22 protein-coding genes are annotated in these 20,223 nt (G+C 68.3%); 5 read left to right on the forward strand and 17 right to left on the reverse strand.

All coding sequences use genetic code 11. The features are described from left to right. Nucleotides 1–254, reverse strand: a 254-nt coding sequence (locus tag I7X39_RS20325; protein WP_198113019.1) for a hypothetical protein, incomplete at its 3' end; no start/stop codon positions are given. A gap of 56 nt (nt 255–310) precedes the next feature. Between I7X39_RS20325 and I7X39_RS20330 the strand changes: the two genes are divergently transcribed. Continuing rightward, entirely contained in the window at nt 311–973 is a 663-nt protein-coding gene (locus I7X39_RS20330; protein WP_198113021.1) for a DUF4197 domain-containing protein, read from the forward strand. Here I7X39_RS20330 and I7X39_RS20335 read toward each other — a convergent pair. Continuing rightward, nucleotides 960–2,978 (reverse strand): DUF4304 domain-containing protein, encoded by a 2,019-nt coding sequence (locus I7X39_RS20335; RefSeq protein ID WP_198113023.1) that lies wholly within the window; start codon nt 2,976–2,978, stop codon nt 960–962. The two genes, I7X39_RS20330 and I7X39_RS20335, sit on opposite strands and share 14 nt — an antisense overlap. A 49-nt stretch (nt 2,979–3,027) precedes the next feature. After that, nucleotides 3,028–3,564 (reverse strand): molybdopterin-guanine dinucleotide biosynthesis protein B, encoded by a 537-nt coding sequence (mobB, locus tag I7X39_RS20340; RefSeq protein WP_198113025.1) that lies wholly within the window; start codon nt 3,562–3,564, stop codon nt 3,028–3,030. A gap of 151 nt (nt 3,565–3,715) precedes the next feature. On the opposite strand from mobB, the gene I7X39_RS20345 reads away from it, so the two are divergent. After that, nucleotides 3,716–4,192, forward strand: a complete 477-nt coding sequence (locus tag I7X39_RS20345) for a ferredoxin-type protein NapF (RefSeq protein ID WP_198113027.1) — start codon at nt 3,716–3,718, stop codon at nt 4,190–4,192. A gap of 58 nt (nt 4,193–4,250) precedes the next feature. On the opposite strand, the gene I7X39_RS20350 is transcribed toward I7X39_RS20345, so the two are convergent. The 7 genes from I7X39_RS20350 to I7X39_RS20380 form a co-directional block, all read right to left on the reverse strand. Further along, the gene (locus I7X39_RS20350; RefSeq protein ID WP_198113029.1) at nt 4,251–4,883 is read right to left on the reverse strand and encodes a NapC/NirT family cytochrome c; all 633 of its coding nucleotides are present in this window, start codon (nt 4,881–4,883) and stop codon (nt 4,251–4,253) included. Between the two features lie 10 nt (nt 4,884–4,893). Beyond that, nucleotides 4,894–5,370, reverse strand: coding sequence for a nitrate reductase cytochrome c-type subunit (locus tag I7X39_RS20355; RefSeq protein WP_198113031.1), 477 nt, complete (start codon nt 5,368–5,370; stop codon nt 4,894–4,896). A 2-nt stretch (nt 5,371–5,372) separates the two neighbouring features. Then, the gene (gene napH / locus I7X39_RS20360) at nt 5,373–6,215 is read right to left on the reverse strand and encodes a quinol dehydrogenase ferredoxin subunit NapH (protein WP_198113033.1); all 843 of its coding nucleotides are present in this window, start codon (nt 6,213–6,215) and stop codon (nt 5,373–5,375) included. A 5-nt stretch (nt 6,216–6,220) separates the two neighbouring features. Further along, nucleotides 6,221–7,018, reverse strand: a complete 798-nt coding sequence (gene napG, locus I7X39_RS20365) for a ferredoxin-type protein NapG (RefSeq protein ID WP_198113035.1) — start codon at nt 7,016–7,018, stop codon at nt 6,221–6,223. A gap of 4 nt (nt 7,019–7,022) precedes the next feature. Next, a complete protein-coding gene (gene napA / locus I7X39_RS20370; RefSeq protein ID WP_198113037.1) occupies nt 7,023–9,575 on the reverse strand; it encodes a nitrate reductase catalytic subunit NapA in 2,553 nt (850 codons plus the stop codon). Between the two features lie 84 nt (nt 9,576–9,659). Then, nucleotides 9,660–9,971: a chaperone NapD gene (locus I7X39_RS20375; protein WP_198113039.1), complete on the reverse strand. Its 312-nt coding sequence runs from the start codon at nt 9,969–9,971 to the stop codon at nt 9,660–9,662. Nucleotides 9,972–10,104: 133 nt separating this feature from the next. Continuing rightward, nucleotides 10,105–11,166 carry a helix-turn-helix transcriptional regulator gene (locus I7X39_RS20380; RefSeq protein WP_198113041.1) on the reverse strand — a complete coding sequence of 354 codons (1,062 nt, stop codon included), beginning with the start codon at nt 11,164–11,166 and terminating at the stop codon, nt 10,105–10,107. 126 nt (nt 11,167–11,292) lie between these two features. On the opposite strand from I7X39_RS20380, the gene I7X39_RS20385 reads away from it, so the two are divergent. Then, a complete protein-coding gene (locus I7X39_RS20385; RefSeq protein ID WP_198113043.1) occupies nt 11,293–11,646 on the forward strand; it encodes a DUF4189 domain-containing protein in 354 nt (117 codons plus the stop codon). 13 nt (nt 11,647–11,659) lie between these two features. On the opposite strand, the gene I7X39_RS20390 is transcribed toward I7X39_RS20385, so the two are convergent. The 3 genes from I7X39_RS20390 to I7X39_RS20400 are packed head-to-tail and all read right to left on the reverse strand — an operon-like array spanning nt 11,660 to nt 13,202. Continuing rightward, nucleotides 11,660–12,148, reverse strand: a complete 489-nt coding sequence (locus I7X39_RS20390; protein WP_198113045.1) for a hypothetical protein — start codon at nt 12,146–12,148, stop codon at nt 11,660–11,662. Next, nucleotides 12,145–12,852 carry a hypothetical protein gene (locus I7X39_RS20395; protein ID WP_198113047.1) on the reverse strand — a complete coding sequence of 236 codons (708 nt, stop codon included), beginning with the start codon at nt 12,850–12,852 and terminating at the stop codon, nt 12,145–12,147. The genes I7X39_RS20390 and I7X39_RS20395 overlap by 4 nt, the downstream gene beginning before the upstream one ends. Beyond that, nucleotides 12,849–13,202 (reverse strand): hypothetical protein, encoded by a 354-nt coding sequence (locus I7X39_RS20400; protein WP_198113049.1) that lies wholly within the window; start codon nt 13,200–13,202, stop codon nt 12,849–12,851. Before I7X39_RS20400 ends, I7X39_RS20395 begins: the two co-directional genes overlap by 4 nt. A 377-nt stretch (nt 13,203–13,579) precedes the next feature. Here I7X39_RS20400 and I7X39_RS23735 point away from each other — a divergent pair, with 377 nt between their 5' ends. Beyond that, nucleotides 13,580–15,532, forward strand: coding sequence for a calcium-binding protein (locus tag I7X39_RS23735; RefSeq protein WP_198113051.1), 1,953 nt, complete (start codon nt 13,580–13,582; stop codon nt 15,530–15,532). A 7-nt stretch (nt 15,533–15,539) separates the two neighbouring features. Here I7X39_RS23735 and I7X39_RS20410 read toward each other — a convergent pair whose 3' ends face one another. Together I7X39_RS20410 and I7X39_RS20415 are read right to left on the reverse strand one after the other, a co-directional pair. Then, nucleotides 15,540–15,926, reverse strand: a complete 387-nt coding sequence (locus I7X39_RS20410) for a VOC family protein (protein WP_232352088.1) — start codon at nt 15,924–15,926, stop codon at nt 15,540–15,542. A 35-nt stretch (nt 15,927–15,961) separates the two neighbouring features. Then, nucleotides 15,962–17,923 carry a peptidase U32 family protein gene (locus tag I7X39_RS20415; RefSeq protein ID WP_198113053.1) on the reverse strand — a complete coding sequence of 654 codons (1,962 nt, stop codon included), beginning with the start codon at nt 17,921–17,923 and terminating at the stop codon, nt 15,962–15,964. Nucleotides 17,924–17,983: 60 nt separating this feature from the next. On the opposite strand from I7X39_RS20415, the gene I7X39_RS20420 reads away from it, so the two are divergent. Next, a complete protein-coding gene (locus I7X39_RS20420) occupies nt 17,984–18,457 on the forward strand; it encodes a YciI family protein (RefSeq protein ID WP_198113055.1) in 474 nt (157 codons plus the stop codon). Nucleotides 18,458–18,464: 7 nt separating this feature from the next. Here I7X39_RS20420 and I7X39_RS20425 read toward each other — a convergent pair whose 3' ends face one another. Together I7X39_RS20425 and I7X39_RS20430 are read right to left on the reverse strand one after the other, a co-directional pair. Next, nucleotides 18,465–19,388, reverse strand: a complete 924-nt coding sequence (locus tag I7X39_RS20425) for a hypothetical protein (RefSeq protein WP_198113057.1) — start codon at nt 19,386–19,388, stop codon at nt 18,465–18,467. 49 nt (nt 19,389–19,437) lie between these two features. Next, entirely contained in the window at nt 19,438–20,190 is a 753-nt protein-coding gene (locus tag I7X39_RS20430) for a helix-turn-helix domain-containing protein (protein WP_198113059.1), read from the reverse strand. Between the last annotated feature and the right edge of the window lie 33 nt (nt 20,191–20,223).

Here is a 20,223-nt window from a genome sequence, read left to right on the forward strand (position 1 = left end):
GCGCGCGGGACACGAGCCGCCGGTGCGGGCGGCAGCGGCGCCGGCGGGGCCGTGGCCAGCGGTGCGGCCGGGCGCGCGGCCGGCACGGTGACGATGCGCAAGCTGGCCGCCGACACGCGCGCCACGGGGGCGGCCGAAGCCCCCAGGCGCAGCAGCCCCAGCCACAGGGCATGGCCGGCCAGGCTGATCAGCAGGGCCAGCAGCCACAGCCCGGTGGGGCGCAGCGCCGCCGGCCAGGGGTTGCGGGCGTGCATGGCGGCGCACCTTAGCAGGCGCAGAATCGTCGCTCGACCCGCTGCCGCCCTCCACCATGAAGCGCCGCCACTGCCTGCTCCTGCTTGCCCCCCTGCCGGCTCACGCGGCCCTGCTTGAAAGTGACGCCGCCCAGGGCGTGCGCGCCGCACTGGAACGCGGCGCGCTGGCCGCAGTGAGCCAGCTCGGCCGGGTGGACGGCTTCTTTGCCCACCCCGAGCTGAAGATCGAATTGCCAGGCGCGCTGAAGGACGCCGCCAAGCTGCTCAAGGCCACCGGCCAGGGCAAGAAGGTGGACGCCCTGGTGCTGGCGATGAACCGCGCCGCTGAAGCCGCCGTGCCGCAGGCGCGCGATCTGCTGGTGCAGACGGTGAAGAAGATCAGCGTGGAGGACGCCCTGCGCCTGGTGCGCGCGAGCGAAGACGACGCGGTGACGCGCTTCTTCGAGACCAAGACCCGCGAGCCCCTGACCGAGCGCTTCCTGCCCATCGTCACCAAGGCCACCGAGAAGCAGAGCCTGGCCGACAAGTACAACGCCGTGGCCGGCAAGGCCGCCGGCCTGGGCCTGCTGAAGGGCGAGGACAGCAACATCCAGGCCTACGTGACGCGCAAGGCGCTGGACGGGCTTTACCGTCTGATTGGCGAGGAAGAAAAGAAGATCCGCCAGGACCCGGTGGGCACCGGCAGCGCCATCCTCAAGAAGGTGTTCAAGCTGGGTTGAGCCAAGGCTCGGCCAAGGCCTTTTCGGCCGCCTTGGCCAGCTGCTTGGCGCCTTTGGCCTTGGCCTGCGCGGCCACCCAGCTAGCGGCGGCTCCGCCCTGACCCGCGAGCAGGCGCAGCGCCAGGCCACCCACCGCGGGCGCGCGCACGCCCACATCGGGCAGGCGCTCGAAGGCCGCCGTAGCCACGGCCTGCCAGGGGGCGTCGTGCAGTTCGGGGTCGAGCGCCGACCACCAGAGCAGGCCCATCAGCAGGTCCTCGCTGCATTCGCCCAGGCGCGCGCCCACGCCGGGGCGGGCGCCGGTCGTGGCCCATTCGGTGCGGCCGCTGCTATGCGGGAAGGCCGCCAGGCGCGCACGCACCCAGTCGCGCCAGGGCTGCAGCTGCGCCGCGTCAAAGCCTGCGATGTGGGCGCGCAGCTCGCGCAGCCAGCGCTGGCTGGGCTTGGTGGGCACGCCTTCCAGCCAGTGCTGGATTACGGGCGCGGCGGCGGTCTTCAATACGGGCGGTGCGCTGTCCCAGGCAGCTTGCGCGGGCCCCCCAAAGTCATCGGGCTCGAAGTGCACCGGCAGCAGGCCCGTCACCGGGTCGCGCCGCAGCCAGCGCCGCCAGCTGCGCACGGCGGCCTTGTCGGCCGGGGCCAAGACCTGTTCGGGGTACTCGGTGAGGCGGCGGCGGATCGCTTCGGGGTCCACTGGCTCCTGAGCCTCCAACTCGGCCATGCGCTCGCGGCTCTCCTTCATGAACTCGTACATAGAGTCGTTCGGGTCCAGAGGCTTGGAGCGCTCGGCTGCCAAAAAGGCCACGCCCACTTCCCAGCGCTTCACGACAGTGACTGACAAGCGCGCCAACCAAGTCCGAATGCCCTCGGTGAGCGCGGCACTATGCGACTGCCCTTCCAGCCAGGCCGCCAAAACTGAGAAGCCCCAAGGAAAGCGCGCCGTGACCAGTTCCTGCTTCAGGCGGGTTTGCAGGCAGAGCAAGATATCGAACAGCGGCGTGGTCTGCTCCAATTGCGGAAGGCCTGGGAGCAAGGCCGCCAGCAAAGGTGGCAGAGCCTCGTCCGCGTCGCATCGGCGCTGCGAATCGTAGAGAGCCGAAGGCGCAAGCCCCCGTTCCCAGTTTGCTGGCTTCTGGAGCAAAGCAAACAAGGTCTCCTCGCGAGCCCGAGCGTCCATTCGGCCGATCTGTGGTCCGGTCGGCAAATCTCGCAGTGGATCTGGGTCCCGGTGCCGCAACTTGCGGAATTCGGCAAACCATGCATCGGCGAGCTGCGCCGGCGAATGGTGCGAGGACTCCGCTGGCGACTCAAAGGCTTTGACGACAGGCTTCGGTTTGGGAGGGCGCTGAGCTGCACTCGATTGATGAGCCGCCGTCGTTGACTTTCGCGCACTTGCGCGTGTCCAGGCGCCCGCATCGACCCCGTGGACCTGCAGCCAGGTACTCAGCGCGCGTAGATAGGCGGGCGACCAACGCTTCCAGGGCTCCAAGACCGAGTCGACCAATCGCTGCGCGACCTCCCGGTCCCTGAGCACCAGGGCCGCGGCGAGGCGGGTTGGAATCGAGGGCTCAATGCCGGAGTCCGCAAAATCGCGTACGGCCTCGACCGAGGCATGTTGATCGAACCAAGGCAGTACATGCCCAGTAGCGGCAAGCTCATGTGCTTCAGCCAAGGCCAGCAAGTCCGTATCTTTGCCCAACTTGCCCTCGGTCTGAACCAACCAATGATCTGCAGGTAGCGCATCTTCGAGGTGGCAACGAATGTGGCCGCGGGCGTCGTCCGGCTTCTCGATGCCTTCGAGGCGCCGTTCCTCACCCGGGCACTGCGCCCGCATCTGGTCAATGGCCGGGAATTGCAAGGCGAGATTGACATAGAACTCACCTCTCGATCCCTCGTTCCACTCACCCGCCTGCAGATTCACGATCTGCCAATGCCGCTGCACCCCCTCGCCCTGCTCGCGCCAAAGCGTGCGGCTCTTGCGCTTGAAGCCCAGCGGCGCCAGCACCTGACCCAGGCGCTTGGCCAGGTAGTCGATCTTGGCGCCGGCCTTGTCCTCAGGCGCGGGGCATTTCAGTTCCTTGCTGGCCATGTGCTGCCTCCATGGGGGCCGCATGCTGCCAGACCAAGTCGGCAATCGCGCCGATGTCCTCCAGCTTGAGCCAGGGCCGCTCGACCGGGGGCGGCGCGTCGGTCGCCAGCGCCACGATGCCCGGCCAATCCGGCCACAGCATGGGCTTGCCCACCTCGGCGCGCCAGACCTCGAGCTTGGGGAAGTCGCCGCTCTTGAAGCCCTCCACCAGCACCAGGTCGCAGCGCTGGATGCGGCTGAGCAGGTAGGCCAGCGGCGGCTCCTCGGCGCCGCGCAGCTCGTGCATTAGCGCCCAGCGCGAGGCGCCCAGCAGCAGCACCTCCTGGCAGCCGGCCTCGCGCAGGCGAAAGCTGTCCTTGCCGGGGCGGTCGACCTCGATGTCCTTGTGGCTGTGCTTGATCAGCGAGACCGAAAGGCCGCGCCGGCCGAATTCCGCCACCAGCTTTTCCAGCAGGGTGGTCTTGCCCATGCCGGAGCGCCCGGCGATGCCAAAGACTTTCATATCCGTGACCGAAGGGCCGCCCCGAGGACACGAGGGCCCCCTTGGGGGGTGGCGACTGAAAGGAGACTGGGGACGTCCATTTCGCGATTGTGGTGGTGCCGGCTTGACGCACTGCAAGCCCGTCGGCCGGGCCTGCGCCCAGAATGCCGCGATGGATCCGCGCCGCCGCTTCTTCTTCCGTGCCCAGCCCATTGCCGCGACGATTCAGCGCCCACCCGGCGCCCTGCCCGAGGCCGCCTTCGAGCAAGCCTGCACGCGCTGCGATGCCTGCATCACCGCCTGCCCGCCGCAGGTGATCCGGCGCGGCAGCGGGGGCTTTCCGGCGATGGACTTCAGCCGCGCCGGCTGCGACTTCTGCGGCGCCTGCCAGCGCGCCTGCGCGCCGGGCGCCTTGGCTGCTGCGCCGGGCTTCGGCCCCTGGAAGGCGCAGATCAGCAGCAGCTGCCTGGCGCAGCGTGGCGTGGACTGCCGCGTCTGCGGCGACGGCTGCGAGGCACGCGCCCTGCGCTTCCCGCCACGGCGTGGCGGCGCGCCGGTGCCGGTGCTGGACCTGCAGGCCTGCACCGGTTGCGGGGCCTGCGTGGGCAGCTGCCCGGCGCAGGCCATCAAGCTGGTGGTGCCTGCCTGAAAGAAGGCTGGCCTGCGGGGCTCGCGCCGCCGCAGGCCAGCACCAGACCTTCAGGCCCTCAGCGCCCTGGGGCCGAATCGGACGCGGCGTTGCTCGGGGGCAGTTGCACCGCCCCTTCCTTGGCTGCGCCGATCGGCTGCTCGATCGGTGGCAGCGTGTGCGCGATGCCTTTGTGGCAGTCGATGCAGGTCTGCCCCGCCGTGAACGCCACCTGGTGACGCGTGGCCGCGCGGCTGTTCTGCTCGGCGTAGTCCATGTAGCTGAAGTTGTGGCAGTTGCGGCATTCCTGCGAGTCGTTGCGCTTCATGCGTGCCCACTCGTGCTCGGCCAGGATGGGGCGCTTGGCGTTGAACTTCTCGGGGGTGTTGATGGACCCCAGGATCTTGTGCAGCACCTCGTTCGAGGCCTGGATCTTGCGGATCATCTTGGGCCCCCACTCCTTGGGAACATGGCAGTCCGGGCAGGTGGCGCGCACGCCGGTACGGTTCTGGTAGTGGATGGTGTTGCGGTACTCGACGAAGACGTTCTGCTCCATCTCGTGGCAGGAGATGCAGAAGGCTTCGCGGTTGGTCCACTCCATCGCCGTGTTGAAGCCGCCCCAGAAGATGATGCCGCCGGCAAAGGCCGCGAACAGGACCCAGAACTGCTTGGTGTGGGCAAAGGCCCAGGCGCGTTGGATGAGGGCTTTCATGGCCGGGACCTTACTTCATGCCTTTGGCACGTTCGTAGGTGTTGGCCACGAGCGGCTTGGCGTCGCTCTGCGGCACATGGCACTGGGTGCAGAAGTAGCGGCGCGGGCTCACCGTGTCCAGCTCCACACCCTCGCGGGTCTTGAAGTGGGTGACGCTGATCTTGGTGGCGCCGCTCTCCTTGGTCTTCTGCCAGGCATGGCAGTCCATGCACTTGTTGAAGTTCTTGGTGATCTGGTAGCCGCTGATGGTGTGCGGAATCAGCGGCGGCATCTGCACGAAGTCGCGGTCGCCCACCGGGTGGTCACGCTCCTGCCGGTGGTTGGCCGGCGGGTTGTCCTGGTTCAGCGGCGTGCCGCCCCGCAGGCCCTGCAGCTTGACGGGCTCGGCCGGCTTGTCGGCGGCGCGCGCCTGGTCCACGCCGATGGCAAAGACGGAGAGCGCCAGCAGTACGGGGCCAAAGCGCTTGAAGAAGCCGGGTACTTTCATGGTCAGTCCCTTCTTGTGTCGAAACGGTGGGTGAATCGGAAGACGTCGGTGGTGCAGACATCGGCGCAGCGGCCGCAGGCCGTGCACTCGCGGTCGGTGATGACGGGGCCGTGGCCCTGCTTGCCCTTGAGCGGCATGACGATGACCTGCGGCTCGGGGCAGACGGCGTAGCAGTCGCCGCAGTCGTTGCAGCGGCTGCTGTGCGTGGCGGCCACGCGCAGCAAGGGCTTGCTGCCCAGCAGCGCATAGGCCGCGCCATGCGGGCACAGATGGCCGCACCAGCCACGCGGTGCCACCAGCAGCTCGAACAGGAACACCGCGAGCGCGCCGCCCCAGGCCAGGGAGCCGCCGAAGATCAGCGCGCGCTGGGTGAGCGTGACGGGGTTGACGGCTTCCCACACGGCCTGGCCGCTGAAAAAGGCCGCGCCCAGCACGGCCGCCAGCAGCCAGTAGCGCAGGTTGCGGCTGGGGCTGCGGCCGGTGCTGATGCGCAGCTTGCGGCGCAGCCAGCCGGCGCTGTCGCTCACCAGGTTCACCGGGCAGACCCAGGAGCAGTAGACGCGCCCGAACACGGCGTAGAAGGCGAGGACGATGCCCACACCGATCAGCGCGGCCGCTTCGGGCCGGTGCCCCGCCGCCAGGCTTTGCGCCAGCACGAAGGGGTCGGTCAGCGGCAGCACGCCCAGGGTCAGGCTGCTGGCCAGATTGCCCTTGACGATCCAGAGGCCTGCCAGCGGACCGAGCAGGAAGAGCGTGAAGAGGCCGAGCTGGCTGAGGCGGCGCAGCAGCAGCCAGCGCTGGCGCTTCCACCAGGGCTTGGCGGCCACGTTCGGCAGCGGCAGCACGGCGCTCACTTCCTGGCCCCGGACGCGGGTTGCGGATAGGCCGGGCTGCCGTCACGCAGCGGCGCAATGTCCCCGCCCTGCTCGGGCAGGCGCTGGCTGGGCAGGTTGTATTGGGGTTGGTAGCCGCGGTTCTCGGCCTCCCAGCCTTTGCGGTAGTGGCCGCCTAGGCGCCCTTGCGCCAGCTCGCGCGGCAGCACCTTGATGGCCGCCTCTTCCAGCACGCAGCTCTTCTCGCATTTGCCGCAGCCGGTGCACGCGTCGGCATGCACGGTGGGCAGCAGCATGGCGTGGCGGTCGCTGCGCGGGTTGCTGATCTTCTCCAGCGTGATGGCCTTGTCCATCACCGGGCAGACGCGGTAGCAGACGTCGCAGCGCAGGCCCAGGAAGTTCAGGCAGCTCTCGTGGTCGATCAGCACCGCCAGGCCCATCTGGGCCTTTTCAATCTGCCGCAGGGTCGGGTCAAGCGCGCCGGTGGGGCAGGCCTTGACGCAGGGGATGCCCTCGCACATCTCGCAAGGGATGTCGCGCGCCACAAAGTAGGGCGTGCCGATGGCGACGTCGCGCGCCATGCCGTCGCCGAGCTGGCTGAGCTTGAGGTTCTGCGGCGGGCAGTCGCGCACGCACAGACCGCAGCGCACGCAGGCGGCCAGGAATTCGGCTTCGTTCAGCGCGCCCGGTGGGCGCAGGGCCTGAGCCGGCCGCGCCTGCGCCGGGTGTGCGACCAGGGCCGCGCCGCCGGCCGTGAGGCAGGCAGCGGCGGCGCTGGAAGCGCCCTGCAGCAGGTTGCGGCGGTTCAGGTTCATGGCCTCAAACCTTGATGACCTTGACGGCGCACTTCTTGAAGTCGGTCTCCTTCGAGATCGGGCAGGTGGCGTCCAGCGTGAGCTTGTTGACCAGCCGGCCTTCGTCGAAGAAGGGCACGAAGACGAGGCCACGCGGCACCTTGTTGCGGCCCTTGGTCTCGACCTGGCACTGGATCTCGCCGCGGCGCGAGGCCACCTTGACGCGCATGCCGCGTTGCAGGCCCCGCGCCTTGGCGTCGTCGGGGTGCATGAAGAGCAGGGCCTCGGGCACGGCGCGGTGCAGTTCGGGTACGCGGCGCGTCATCGTGCCGGTATGCCAGTGCTCCAGCACGCGGCCGGTGCACAGCCAGAGGTCAAACTCCTTGTCCGGGCTCTCGGCTGCCGGCTGGTAGGGCAGCGCATAGATCACCGCCTTGCCGTCCTTGTGGCCGTAGAACTTCACACCCTCGCCGGCCTTCACGTACGGGTCATAGCCCTCGCGGAAGCGCCACAGGGTTTCCTTGCCGTCCACCACCGGCCAGCGCAGGCCGCGCACCTCGTGGTAGGTGTCGAACGGGGCCAGGTCGTGGCCATGGCCGCGGCCGAACTCGGCGTACTCCTCGAACAGGCCCTTCTGCAGGTAGTAGCCCAGCTGCTGGCTCTCGTCGTTCTTGTAGTCGGGGATGTACTTGCCGTTGACCTTGCCCATGTCGGCCAAGGGGAACTTGTTGACCTTGCCGTTCTTGTAGAGCACGTCGAACAGGGTCTTGCCCTTGTACTCGGGCTTCTTGGCCAGCAGCTCGGCCGGCCACACCTCTTCGATCTTGAAGCGCTTGCTGAATTCGATGAACTGCCACAGATCGCTCTTGGCCTGGCCCGGCGCGCTGACCTGCTGGCGCCAGAACTGCGTGCGGCGCTCGGCGTTGCCGAAGGCGCCTTCCTTCTCCACCCACATCGCGGCGGGCAGGATCAAGTCGGCGGCCATCGCACTGGCGGTCGGGTAGGGGTCGCTCACCACCACGAAGGCCTTGGGGTTGCGCCAGCCCGGCAGGATCTCGCCGTTGATGTTGGGGCCGGCCTGCATGTTGTTGTTGGTGGTGACCCAGTAGCAGCGCAGCTTGCCGTCCTTGAGCGCGCGGCTCTGTGCCACGGCGTGCAGGCCGATCTTGTCGGGGATGGTGCCGTCGGGCAGGCCCCAGATTTCTTCGGTGTGCTTGCGGTGCTCGGGGTTGGTGACCACCATGTCCGCCGGCAGGCGGTGCGAGAAGGTGCCGACCTCGCGCGCGGTGCCGCAGGCGCTGGGCTGGCCCGTCAGGCTGAAGGGGCTGTTGCCGGGCTGGCTGATCTTGCCGGTCAGCAGGTGGATGTTGTAGACCATGTTGTTGGCCCAGGTGCCCCGGGTGTGCTGGTTGAAGCCCATGGTCCAGAACGAGGTCACCTTGATCTTGGGATCGGCATACAACTTGGCCAGGTCTTCGAGCTGCTTGACGGGCACGCCCGAGAGCTCGCTGGTCTTCTCGGCGGTGTATTCGCTCACGAACTTCGCGTACTCCTCAAAGCTCATCGGCGTGGAGTCGTTCGGGTTGCCCTTGGGCTTGCCGTCGGCGCCGGGGTAGCCGTTGCTCTTGGCGTCCTTTTCCAGCGCGTGCACCGGGCGCAGGCCGTAACCGATGTCGTCGGCGCCCTTCTTGAAGTTGACGTGCTTCTTGATGAACTCCTGGTTCACCTTGCCGTTCTTGATGATGTAGTTGGCGATGTAGTTGAGGATCGCCAGATCGGTCTGCGGCTTGAAGATGATGGGTTGGTCGGCCAGGTCGAAGCTGCGGTGCTCGAAGGTCGAGAGCACAGCCACCTTGGTCTGCGGGTGCGAAAGCCGGCGGTCGGTGATGCGGGTCCACAGGATGGGGTGCATCTCGGCCATGTTGCTGCCCCAGAGCACGAAGGCGTCGGCCTGCTCGATGTCGTCGTAGCAGCCCATCGGCTCGTCGATGCCGAACGTGCGCATGAAACCAGCCACGGCGGAGGCCATGCAGTGGCGCGCATTGGGGTCGATGTTGTTGGTGCGGAAGCCCGCCTTCCACAGCTTGGCGGCGGCATAGCCTTCCCAGATCGTCCACTGGCCCGAGCCGAACATCGCCACCGAGTTAGGACCCTCGGCCTTGATGGCCTCCTTCCACTTGGCGGCCATGATGTCGAAGGCCTCGTCCCAGCTCACGGGCACGAAGTCGCCTTCCTTGTCGTAGACGCCGTTCTTCTTGCGCAGCAGCGGCGTGGTCAGGCGGTCCTGGCCGTACATGATCTTGGACAGGAAGTAGCCCTTGATGCAGTTCAGGCCGCGGTTCACCGGCGATTCCGGATCGCCCTGCGTGGCCACCACCTTGCCGTCCTGCACGCCCACCACCACCGAGCAGCCGGTGCCGCAGAAGCGGCAGGGCGCCTTGTCCCAGCGCACCGTGCTGGCGGCCGCTGTGGTTGGTGCGGCCTCGGCGCTCTGCATCATCACCACCGGCAGGCCGGCGGCCGATGCGGCAGCGGTAGCGGCCTGGGTCTTCAGAAAGTCACGACGGTTGGCGTCCATGGGGTTCGCTCCTGCTGCGGCCGGTGGCCGGGTTCGTTCTGCGGGAATCCTCGGGGGAAGGGGTGTCGGCTGCCTTGAACCGGTTCAAGGACGCACACCATCCAGATCGCTGAGGTTGCGGCGCCAGTCGAGCTGGCCGGATTGATGCGCCTCGGGGGCCGGGGCATCGGGCCCCGAGTACTCGTACACCAGGGTGCTGGACCAGACCTGGGGCATCTGGGCGATCTCACCCAGCGTGGCGGCGGCGGAGCGCTCGGCCACGTCCTCGATCACCAGCACCAGGCGGCCATCGCCGGGGTTGTGGGTCACGTCCACACCGGGCAGGGCCAGCACCTGGGCCTGCACTTCGGCCACAGCCTGCGCCGGCACCCGCAACACCACTCCCAGAATCGACATCGATGCCTCCCGCACCAAATTGGTGAAAGCAGTGTCCGGGCCGATGCTGCACCTGGGTTTGACCGAGATCAAGTAGGGCGGGCTCGGGATCTGATGCGCATCAGATTCCAAGGCCTTACCGGCGCCCGCTCTCTCAGCCCCTGGATGAGCCGCCCTGCATTTGCTGGTTCACCCAGCGCGCGAAGGCCGCACGGTCAGCCACCCCCGTGCGGCCGTACAGCGAGCGGCAATGGGTCTTGATCGATGTCGTGGCAATGCCCAGGGCGCGGGCGATGGCCTCCAGGCTGTCTCCTTCCAGCAGCCGCCAGGCGATCTGCAGCTCTCGTCGGCTCCAGCCGTGGCGGCGCGCCAGCGTCAGCAGCGGCAACTGGGGACTGAGCAGCCGGGTCAACTCGACCGCCACCAGCCCGGCCCCGCCGTCCTGCAGCGGCGTCAGCGCACGCAGCTGCGCCAGGTAGCGGCCTTCGCTGAGCTGGAACACCAGGTCTTGAGCGTCGCCCGGGCGTTCCGCGGTCAACAGGGCCTGATGCAGGCGCACCCGCAGCTCCTGCCAGGGGCGGCCCTGATCGGTTCCCTGCAGAAGGGCCAGCAGCCGCTGACCCAGGCTGCAGGCCTGGACCACTTCGCCATCCGTGCGCAGCAGCAGCAGGCCGGCGCCGTGCTGCTCCAGCGGGGCGGCTTCCGTTCCGGCCTGGGCGGCCGCGTTGGCAGCCAGCAGGGCCTCCAGCGCGGGACGCAGGCGTTCCATGTGGCGCAGCTCCGCCGCCCCGAACGGCCGTTGGCCGCTGCGCGCGCAACCCAGGATGGCACGCAGACCCGGGGCACTCAAGGGCAGGTTCAGCACCGCATCCAGGCCGAGCGGGCGCAGCACGCTTTCATGCACGGGCCGCCGCTCCAACTCGCGCGCCTGCAAGGCAAACGGACGCGGATCCGCCAGGCGCTCCAGGGCACTGCGCTGGTAGGCAGGGCGGTGGTGTTCGTAGTCGGCCAGGTAGCCGCGCACGGCGGGGGCCGCCCAGCCGGCATCGGCGTAGAAGTCACGCATGCCGCCGTCCGGCCCGTACCAATGCACCACCAGGGAGTCCAGCCCGATGCAGGCGTCCAGATGGCGTTGCAGCTCCCCCATCAGATCGGGCAGGGGGGCCCGGATGGCATCCAGGCGCTGGAAGTCGGCAAAGGGGCGAAGCGTGGCCATGCGTTTGAGGGGCCGCAGCCCCCCGGATCCTCCCCGGGGAGGAAGCAGCGTTGCCAGGGTCGAGCCAGCATCAAGGGGCAATCACAACGCCCTCGATTGTGCGGGCGCAACCCTTGGAGAACACACATGAAAGCCCTGTGGACCCTGCTGCTGGCCAGCAGCCTGAGCGGCATGGCCGCCGCCCAAACCGGCGCATACGGCGCCATCGCCATGAACAAGAACAACGGCCACTTCGGGTGGTCCGTGGGACAGGTTTCCTCGCAGGCGGCCGAGCAGGTGGCGCTGCAGAACTGCAGCGGCCCCTGCAACCCGATGGTGTGGTGGGCACACGGATGTGGAGCCCTGGTACGCGGCGGCAATCGCTCCTACGCCACCGGCATCGCCCCCAGCCGCAGCGCGGCCGAGCGTCAGGCACTGGGCCGCTGCCCGGCCGGCCCCTGTGTGGTCGTGCTGAGCCGCTGCAGCGGCAACGCCCGCTGAGTCGCCCCGGCGCTCAGCGGGCCACGCCGGTCAGCGTGGCGTGCTTTAGCAACCGCATCCAGCGCAGCGCCTGTTGCTGCGCCGGCGGCTCGCGAAAGGCCACCTGCACCAGATAGGAGGCCTCGCGGCCCTGGATGGCCTTGAACCAGGTGATCTCGCGCGGCTGGTCGCACTCCAGGGTCCACAAGGCAAAGGGATGGCCCTGCTCCCGCCCCTCCACCACGGAATCCAGGCGCGCATGGCGGCAGCGCTTCTGCCAGGCCTCATGCAGGCGCGCCCGCCACACCTGAGGGGGCACCGCCCCGGCCTGGGGAAAGACTTGCGTGGTGAGCAGTTCGGTCCACTGCTGCAAGGTTTCCCCGGCGGCCAGCCACTCGGTCATCACCACGGTGGCACTGCGCTGGCGACTGGCCACCGCATAGCCGGGTGGCAGGTCCATGCTGAGGCCTTCGGTCGAACCCAGCAGACCCACGACCAGGGGCCCGACCCAGGCCAGGCTCATTCCACGCCCCCACAGTCCGGCCAGGCGCGGATCTTGGCCACTTCCAATCCCATCGGATTGGGCAAGGAGCGGCGCGAGAACGGCGTCCCTGCGCCCGCAGCGAGGCGGTCTTCGTGCAAGCCGGGCAGGCGCACCACTTCGCTCTCCAGCAACTTGTCCTGCGCGTCAAACAGGCCCAGCACGATCAATGGCTTCAGGCAGTGACCCGGCCCGGCGTTGCGCACTTGGCCTTCCACCTGGTGGAAGCCGGTCTTCGAGGTCTGGTGGGTCAGCCCCGCCATTTCCAAGCGGGGCTGCGGTCGGGCGCAGGCCCGTGCACTCGCGGTGATGCGGTGGCCCGCCGGCGTGCCGTTGATCTTGCGCAGGTCACGCCGGTAGGTGAATACCGCCGCTTCACCCGGCGGCAGGTAGCGCCGCTGGGCCATCACCCCATCGGCTTGGGCACGGCCGAGCTCGCTTTGTGCCAGTGTCACGACCGAGCGCACCCCCAGAGGTTTGCCCGCGGCATCCAACCACTGCACCTGAACCTGGGGAGCACACACCGGCTCCGAACCGGTGTTTTGAATGAGACCGGCCACGCGGGCCATGTCCAAGTGCTTGTAGCTGACATGCCCTTCGAGCACTTCCAATCCCGCTCGAGCAGGTTGACTGAGAGTCAAGGCGGTGGCCATGGCCACCATCAGGGCGAACTCACGCATCTTCATTTCGATCCTTTCTGCAACAAGGCCATGTCGGCACGGCGGCGGCGCCCCCCCGCGATCACCAGGACGACGGCAACCGCCATCACGCCGTGCAGGCTGGCAAACAACCAGGGCCGATCACTCGGTCGACCCAACGGCCAGCAACGGGCGTAGCGCTGCCCACGCCGCCAAGGCAGCACGAACATCACTTCGCAGCGCGCCTGCGGCTGCCAGGCAGGGGCCAGGCGAAGGGCTTCCTGGCGTGGGTGGCTGTTCATCCAGGCCAACCACATTCCGCTGCACATCAGCAGCAGGCCAACACCGATCCACTGCCAAACCGCCGCCAGAGCGCTCCGCTGCGTGCTCTTCACCATGCTCGGCCACCTCTCGCGGGGCGACATTCCAAGAAGGCCTCAGCTTAGGAAGTGCGGCCCTGCAACGCCTCCTCCCTGGGGAGGAATACGTCGTTCAGAGGGCTGGCGCACAAGCGTCGCGGTAGACAAGCCGTCCGAGCGAAGTCCCTGCCGCTCGTTCGAAGGTCGGATTGGCGCCAGACGCCCGCAAGGTTGACGCAGCCAGGGCGCAGCGTCTCGGGGGATAACTCGCTCGGGTCTCCGCGTCATCAGCCTCCCTGAAACCAATGCAACAGATCCCGAAACGGGCCTGCAACGGGCCCTTTTGAAACTGACGTCACTTCGAACCGCACTGCAAGAGACAAGCTCAGCGCAGGCGAAATGCAAAGGATCTCAACGTGGCGACTTACACCGGCAACAACCTCAACAACGTCATCAAGGGCGGCAGCAACGCCGACAAGATCTACGGGCTGGGTGGCGATGACGAGCTGTGGGGCATGGACGGCAATGACTGGATCTATGGCGGCGAGGGCAACGACCTGATCCGCGGCAACGACGGCGACGACACCCTGCTGGGCGAGGCCGGCAACGACCAGCTGATCGGCCACGAAGGCAATGACAAGCTCTACGGCGGCGAGGGCAATGATTCGGCCTTCGGTGGTGACGACGACGACTGGTTCTCGGGCGGCAATGGCGACGACCACCTGGCCGGCGACAACGGCGACGACGTGATCTGGGGTGAGGCCGGCAACGACTACCTGGAAGGCGGCGACGGCGACGACAAGCTCTACGGCGGCTATGGCAACGACAAGCTCGAGGGCGGCTACGGCGACGACCGCCTGGAAGGCGGCGACGGCGACGATGCGCTCTACGCCGGCGGCGGCAACAACGTGCTGGTGGGCGGCACCGGCCACGACATCCTCTCCACCGCTGGCTTCGGCGCCTGGCTGGGCCCGACCAAGCTGTATGGCGGCACCGGCAACGACACCTACTACGTCACCCGTGTGTCCTCCTCCGTGCTGGTGGACGACGCAGTGCCTGAGGTAATCGAGTACGAATTCGAAGGCCACGACACCCTGCACCTGGACTCGTCCTTCTTCAACGAGATGAGCACGTACAACCTGCCCGCCTTCATCGAAGACTTTGTGGCGCACCGCAACCCGGCGGCCGGCCTGTGGACCGAGTCCGACGAGCACATGAAGGTGGTCGGCAATGCGCTGGACAACCGCATGACCGGCACCAACGAGGACGACACCCTGATCGGCGGGGGCGGCAACGACACGATCTACAGCCGCAACCCCGCCTACGCCAGCCAGCCCCGCGTGGACAACGGCATCGGCCAGGATCAACTCGAGGGCGGCAGCGGCAATGACAAGTTGATCGAGGTCCAGGGCGACCTGGCCCGCATGTACGGTGGCACCGGCGACGACACCTACACCCTGAGCGACAGCGGCTATGCCGGCACCGACAAGGCCACCTTCCGCGGCTGGGGCGTGCTGGAAGCCGCCAATGAAGGCTACGACACCGTTTATTCCGCCACCGCCAGCACGCTGCTGCACACAAACGTCGAAGCCCTGATCTACACCGGCAACGCGGCGCAGACGCACCTCTGGGGCAACGCCAGCGCCAACACCATCTACGGTGGCGGCAACTCGAACGACGACATCCGCGGCGAGGACGGCGACGACCGCCTCGACGGCGGCTGGGGCGAAGGCGCCGACACCCTCCAGGGCGGCGCCGGCAACGACACCCTCACCGGTTGGGGCGGCAGCGATTTGCTGCGCGGCGGCACGGGCAACGACAGCCTGAACGGCGGCAGCGGCCCCGACAACCTGTTCGGCGACGACGGCGACGATCAGATGTGGGGCGACGACGGCGTGGACTTCCTCTACGGCGGCGCCGGCAAGGACGCCCTGCTGGGCGGCAACGGCGGTGACCGCCTGGAAGGCGAGGCGGGCGACGACCAGCTCTGGGGCAACGACGGCGACGACTATTTGGTGGGCGGCGCGGGCGTGGACCGCCTGACCGGCGGCAATGGCGCCGACCTGTTCATCTTCCAGGCCCTGAGCGATTCCCCCGGCTCGACCTTCGACTACATCAACGACTTTCAGCCCGGGGTGGACAAGATCGACCTCTGCGGCATCGACGCCCGCCCCACGATCGCAGGTGATCAGGCCTTCGGCTTCACGGGCTTCGACGCCCCGCAGGTCGGCCAGCCCGGCCAGGTTTGGGTGCTGCACGGGGGCGGTAGCACGTATGTGCAGGCCGACATCAACGGTGACGCGGTGGGCGACTTCATGGTCGTGCTGACGGGCATCCTGCCGCTCACCGAAGCCGATTTCCTGTTCTGAGGCCGCGCTAGCGGTGCTGATCGATCAAGATGGCATTGCCGTCCGGGTCGGTCAGCGTGAAGAAGGCCGGGCCGCTGACCGCGGTGGGGTTGACGCGTTCGGTGGGCGTGATGCCGGCAGCCTCGATCTGGCCCTGCAGGGTGCGCACGTCGGTGAAGTCGGGCAGGTTCTCGCAGCGCGGACCCCAGCCGGGGTTGAAGGTCAGCAGGTTCTTCTCCAACATGCCCTGGAAGAGGCCAAGGGTGATGTCATCGGCATTGCGCAGGATCAGCCAGCCCTGGGCGGCATCGCCAGCCACCGGGTTGAAGCCGAGCTTTTCGTAGAAAGCCTGGGAGATGGCCAGGTCCTTGACGGCCAGGCTGACGGAGAAGGCTCCTAGACGGATGGCGGACATGGCGGGCTCCCGTGCGGTGGAGCCCGCAGCCTACGTCAGGGCCGGGCTTTGTAGAACGTGACGGGCTCGGCCTTGAGCTGCTTGAGGACGTTCTTGCGCATCGCCCCCACCACATGCATCTCGCAGGGCTTGCAGTCGAAGCGCAAGGTCAGGGTGTCCTCGCCATGTTGCAGGGTCAGCGGCTCGGCGCGCACCGTGCCCTGAACGCCCGTCACGCCCTTGGCCTGCTTGGGGCACAGGCTCAAGCTCCAGCGCACGCAGTGCTTGGTGATCATCAGGCTCACCTCGCCCAGCTCCTCGTGGCTTTCGTAAGCAGCGCCCACCACCTTCACGCCATGGCGGGCGTAGAACTGCGCCGCCTTGCTGTTGTAGACGTTGGCCAGGTAGCTCAGCGTGTCCTCGGGGTAGGGCACGGGGGGCTGCACCTCGGCATCGCGCGGCAGCTTTTCAAAGGCGGCGGCGCGCGCGGCTTCCAGCGCGGCCACGCCCTCGCGGCGCAGGGCGTTGAGCTTGGCGGCCGGCAGGAACAGGGGCTCTCTCAAACTCAGGCGCACGCGGCGCGCTTCGAAGATCGTGTCGCCCAGCTTGGCCAGGCCGTCCTTCAGCTGCGCCTCGGCCTGGGCGGCGTCGCGCGCCGGCTCGTGCGCGAGCGGGAGGCGCACGGCGGCCTTCACGCCGGTCTCGTCCTTCAGGCTGAGCTCCAGGCCGTCGGCGGTTTGCGCCAGGTTCAGATCCACGGCGATGCGGCGCTCGCTGCTGGGCTTGGCGAGCAGGCGCTCCCAGGCCATGTCGCGGTTGCGGCTGACGGCCGTGTTGGGGAACAGGTCCTTCAAGTCGCTGAACTGCGTGCTGCGGTTCAGGTTCGGGTCGATGCGCCAGCGCGTGCCCTCGATGTGCGTGGCCACGTTCACCGGCACGCCCTGCAGCTCGCCTTGGCGGTCCCACCAGGTCAACGCGTCGCCATTGTTGAGCTGGATGGCGGCGTCGCCGGTGTCGATCTCGAAGTAGTCGGCACCCACCTTGCCGATGTGGCCGATCGGCATGCCGGCGTGCTTGGGGGTGTCGAAGGCGCCGATGTCGATCTTGCGGCCATTGACGAAGTAATCCGTGCCGCCACGGTTGAAGCCCTGCTCGGGTTCGGGCGTGAAGGTGAAGCGGCAGTGGCCGTGGCTGCTGGGTTCGTAGTCGCGGCCGCGGCGTTCCATCAGGCTGTCGAGCAGCTGGCGGTAGTGGGCGGTCACGTTCTTGACCGTCGCCATGTCCTTGTAGCGGCCCTCGATCTTGAAGCTGCGGATGCCCGCATCGGCCAGCAGCTCGATGTTGGCGCTCTGGTCGTTGTCCTTCAGGCTCAGCACATGCTTGTCGTGGGCAATGATGCGGCCCTGCGCGTCCTTCACCGTGTAAGGCAGCCGGCATTCCTGGCTGCAGCTGCCGCGGTTGGCGCTGCGCCCGGTGTGCGCATGGCTGATGAAGCATTGCCCGCTGTAGGCCACGCAGAGCGCGCCGTGCACGAAGAACTCCAGCTTGGCCTGCTGCACCTGGGCGCGGATGGCCTGGATCTGGCCCAGATCGAGCTCGCGCGCCAGCACCATCTGGCTGAAGCCCACGTCCTGCAGGAAGCGCGCCTTTTCGGGCGTGCGGATGTCGGTCTGCGTGCTGGCATGCAGCTGGATCGGTGGCAGGTCCAGTTCCAGCAGACCCATGTCCTGCACGATCAGCGCGTCCACGCCGGCGTCGTAGAGCTGCCAGGCCTGCTGGCGCGCGCCCTCGAGCTCGTCGTCGCGCAGGATGGTGTTCATCGTCACGAAGATGCGCGCGTGGAAGCGGTGCGCATGCGCGGCCAGGCGGGCGATGTCTTCGATCGGGTTGGACGCCTTGTCGCGCGCGCCGAAGCCGGGGCCGCCGATGTAGACGGCGTCGGCGCCATGGTTGATGGCCTCGATGCCGATATCGGCATCGCGGGCGGGTGCAAGGAGTTCGAGCGGGGCGCGGGACATGCCGAATTTTAGGAAGCCAGGCGTAGGCTCGGGGTTTTTCGCTCGCGCCACCGAACCGCCATGCGCCATCTATTGCACGCCCTGGCCCTCAGCCTGCCCCTGCTGGCGAGCGCCCAAACTGCGGCCCAGACCGCCCCCCCGCCCCCGCCGGGCTACGACGAAGCGCTGGCGCAGCGCGTGGGCGCCAATGAGAACGGCATGCGCGCCTACGTGCTGGTGATCCTGAAGTCCAGCGGCACGCCGGTGCCCAAGGGCGAGGCGCGCGACGCCATGTTCAAGGGCCACTTCGCCAACATGAAGCGCCTGGCCGATGCCGGCGTGCTGGCCCTGGCCGGCCCGCTGGATGGCGTGGACGGCTGGCGCGGCCTGTTCGTGCTGGCCGTGCCGGACATCGAGACCGCCAAGCAGCATGTGGCCACCGACCCGGTGATCGCCCAGGGCGAGATGGTGGCCGAGTACCACCGCTACTTCGGCTCGGCGGCGCTGATGCTGGTGAACGAGCACCACGCCAAAGTGGCGAAGAAGCCGTTCTGAGCCTGGCTCAGCCCCAGCTGGCAAACGGCAAAGCCCCCGGGGCGAACATGCCCTGTGGGCCGAAATGGAACATGCGTGAGCGGTCGGCCGCGTAGTCGTGGCCCTTGGTGGCCAGTACGCTGCGGTTGAGCTGCTCGTACCAGCGCTGCACCGTCACGGCATCGTTCAGAACCACGAAGGTCCAATTCGGAAAGGCCACGGTGATGGGCTCATCGCCATGCCAGGCGAACTGAGCCTCGGCGCCGTGCTGGACCATGTCGGCGCCGATCAGCTGGTTGAGCTGCTCACGCACGCGCTCGAAGTTGCCCCGCTCCAGCACCGGGGTGTAGTTCTTGACGCCGTGCAGCTTGCCTTCGGCGCGCTGGTTGAGCGTTTCCCGGCCCGGCACGATCACGTCCTTGAGGTCGTAATCGCCGTGGATGTAGGCCCAGTCCAGGCCGGCGCGCATCAGCTGCAGGCAGCCGAAGTGGCTGGAAGCCGGATCGACGTCGACCCGCCAGCGCCAGTCGGACGAACAGGTCGCCACGCGCCCCACGCCCCAGGCCGCCCAGCTCTCCAGCTTCAGCGGGTCGCCGGCTGCGGGCAGGTTGGCGCCGGCCAGCAGCTTCATGCCGTCTTCCCAGGCCTGCAGGGCCTTGGCCAGCTTGGCGGGCTTGTAGGCCCCCGGGTGCATGCCCGGGTGCACCACCAGGCCGGCGATGCGGTAGCTCTGCGCCACCATGCGCCCGGCCACGCTGCGCGTCACGGCCGGCGGGTCCAGGTCGGCGGTCTTGGCCTTCAGCAGGGCCGGCTTGGCGTAGTAGCCCGGCTTGCCCACGTAGACGAGCGAGTCCTCATTCGTGTGCCGCACCAGCAGGATGACGTTCTGATCGCGCGCCACCATCAGGAACTTCTGCAGATCCTTGCCGCGCATGCCGGTGCTGGTGCCCATGCTGCCTCCCTGGTTTTGATGGGCAGGATCCTAGGTGCCCGGGCCGGGATCAGCCAATCCCCAGCGCCTGCGCGGTCGGCGCATCGGCCGGGAACAGATGCTCGATGCGCAGCGAGGCCAGCGTCACGTCCAGCGGCGCGCCAAAGCTGCTGAAGATCGAGAACAGGCTCAACACCTGCCCGTCCTGCGCGCGCAGCCGGGTGAAGAGCAGCGGCGCCTGCACCTGCGGCAGCGGCCAGTCTGGCAGCGGGCCCAGGGCCTGCAGGCGGGCGGCCAGGGCGGGCACGTGCAGGGCCTCGCGGCGGGCGCGATGCAGCACCTCGCCACACACTTCCGCCTCGTTCAGCACGCAGCCGCGCAAGCCCTGGGGGCCGAGCAGGAAGTCGAGCAGATTGGGTTGGCCGGCTGGGAAGGGAATGCCCAGCAGCTCCAGCAGGCGCTGCACGCCGGCGTTGGCCATCAGCAGGTTCCACTCGGCATCGATCACCAGGGCCGGCGCCGCGCCGGGGGCGTGCAGCAGCCGCTCCAGTGCCTGGCGCGCCGGGGCCAGGGGTTCGGCGTCCAGCGCGTGCCGGCTGTACTGCGGCGCCAGGCCGGCGGCCAGCAGGGCGGTGTTGCGCGCCTCCAGTGGGGCATCCAGCGCATCCAGCAGCGCCAGCAGGGTGGCGCGGCCGGGTTGGGCGCGGCCGGTTTCGATGCAGCTCAGGTGCCGCTGCGACACCCCGGCGCGCAGGCCCAGTTCGAGCTGGCTGATGCGGCGCTGGCGGCGCAGGGCGGTGATCGGGTGGGGCGCGGTCTGCATGGGGGCGCAGCCTACGCGGCCGGACCGCTGGCG

The sequence above is a fragment of the Inhella proteolytica genome (assembly GCF_016093275.1).
Lineage (GTDB): Bacteria > Pseudomonadota > Gammaproteobacteria > Burkholderiales > Burkholderiaceae_C > Inhella > Inhella proteolytica.

Coding starts and splice junctions, on each gene's coding strand:
- I7X39_RS20395 (WP_198113047.1), bottom strand. CDS start 12,852: ATGAAGATGCGTGAGTTCGCCCTGATGGTGGCCATGGCCACCGCCTTG.
- I7X39_RS20375 (WP_198113039.1), bottom strand. CDS start 9,971: ATGTCGATTCTGGGAGTGGTGTTGCGGGTGCCGGCGCAGGCTGTGGCC.
- I7X39_RS20425 (WP_198113057.1), bottom strand. CDS start 19,388: ATGGGCACCAGCACCGGCATGCGCGGCAAGGATCTGCAGAAGTTCCTG.
- napA (WP_198113037.1), bottom strand. CDS start 9,575: ATGGACGCCAACCGTCGTGACTTTCTGAAGACCCAGGCCGCTACCGCT.
- I7X39_RS20380 (WP_198113041.1), bottom strand. CDS start 11,166: ATGGCCACGCTTCGCCCCTTTGCCGACTTCCAGCGCCTGGATGCCATC.
- I7X39_RS20345 (WP_198113027.1), top strand. CDS start 3,716: ATGGATCCGCGCCGCCGCTTCTTCTTCCGTGCCCAGCCCATTGCCGCG.
- I7X39_RS20400 (WP_198113049.1), bottom strand. CDS start 13,202: ATGGTGAAGAGCACGCAGCGGAGCGCTCTGGCGGCGGTTTGGCAGTGG.
- I7X39_RS20355 (WP_198113031.1), bottom strand. CDS start 5,370: ATGAAAGTACCCGGCTTCTTCAAGCGCTTTGGCCCCGTACTGCTGGCG.
- I7X39_RS20415 (WP_198113053.1), bottom strand. CDS start 17,923: ATGTCCCGCGCCCCGCTCGAACTCCTTGCACCCGCCCGCGATGCCGAT.
- I7X39_RS20420 (WP_198113055.1), top strand. CDS start 17,984: ATGCGCCATCTATTGCACGCCCTGGCCCTCAGCCTGCCCCTGCTGGCG.
- I7X39_RS20430 (WP_198113059.1), bottom strand. CDS start 20,190: ATGCAGACCGCGCCCCACCCGATCACCGCCCTGCGCCGCCAGCGCCGC.
- I7X39_RS20330 (WP_198113021.1), top strand. CDS start 311: ATGAAGCGCCGCCACTGCCTGCTCCTGCTTGCCCCCCTGCCGGCTCAC.
- mobB (WP_198113025.1), bottom strand. CDS start 3,564: ATGAAAGTCTTTGGCATCGCCGGGCGCTCCGGCATGGGCAAGACCACC.
- I7X39_RS20410 (WP_232352088.1), bottom strand. CDS start 15,926: ATGTCCGCCATCCGTCTAGGAGCCTTCTCCGTCAGCCTGGCCGTCAAG.
- I7X39_RS20390 (WP_198113045.1), bottom strand. CDS start 12,148: ATGAGCCTGGCCTGGGTCGGGCCCCTGGTCGTGGGTCTGCTGGGTTCG.
- I7X39_RS20385 (WP_198113043.1), top strand. CDS start 11,293: ATGAAAGCCCTGTGGACCCTGCTGCTGGCCAGCAGCCTGAGCGGCATG.
- napG (WP_198113035.1), bottom strand. CDS start 7,018: ATGAACCTGAACCGCCGCAACCTGCTGCAGGGCGCTTCCAGCGCCGCC.
- I7X39_RS20350 (WP_198113029.1), bottom strand. CDS start 4,883: ATGAAAGCCCTCATCCAACGCGCCTGGGCCTTTGCCCACACCAAGCAG.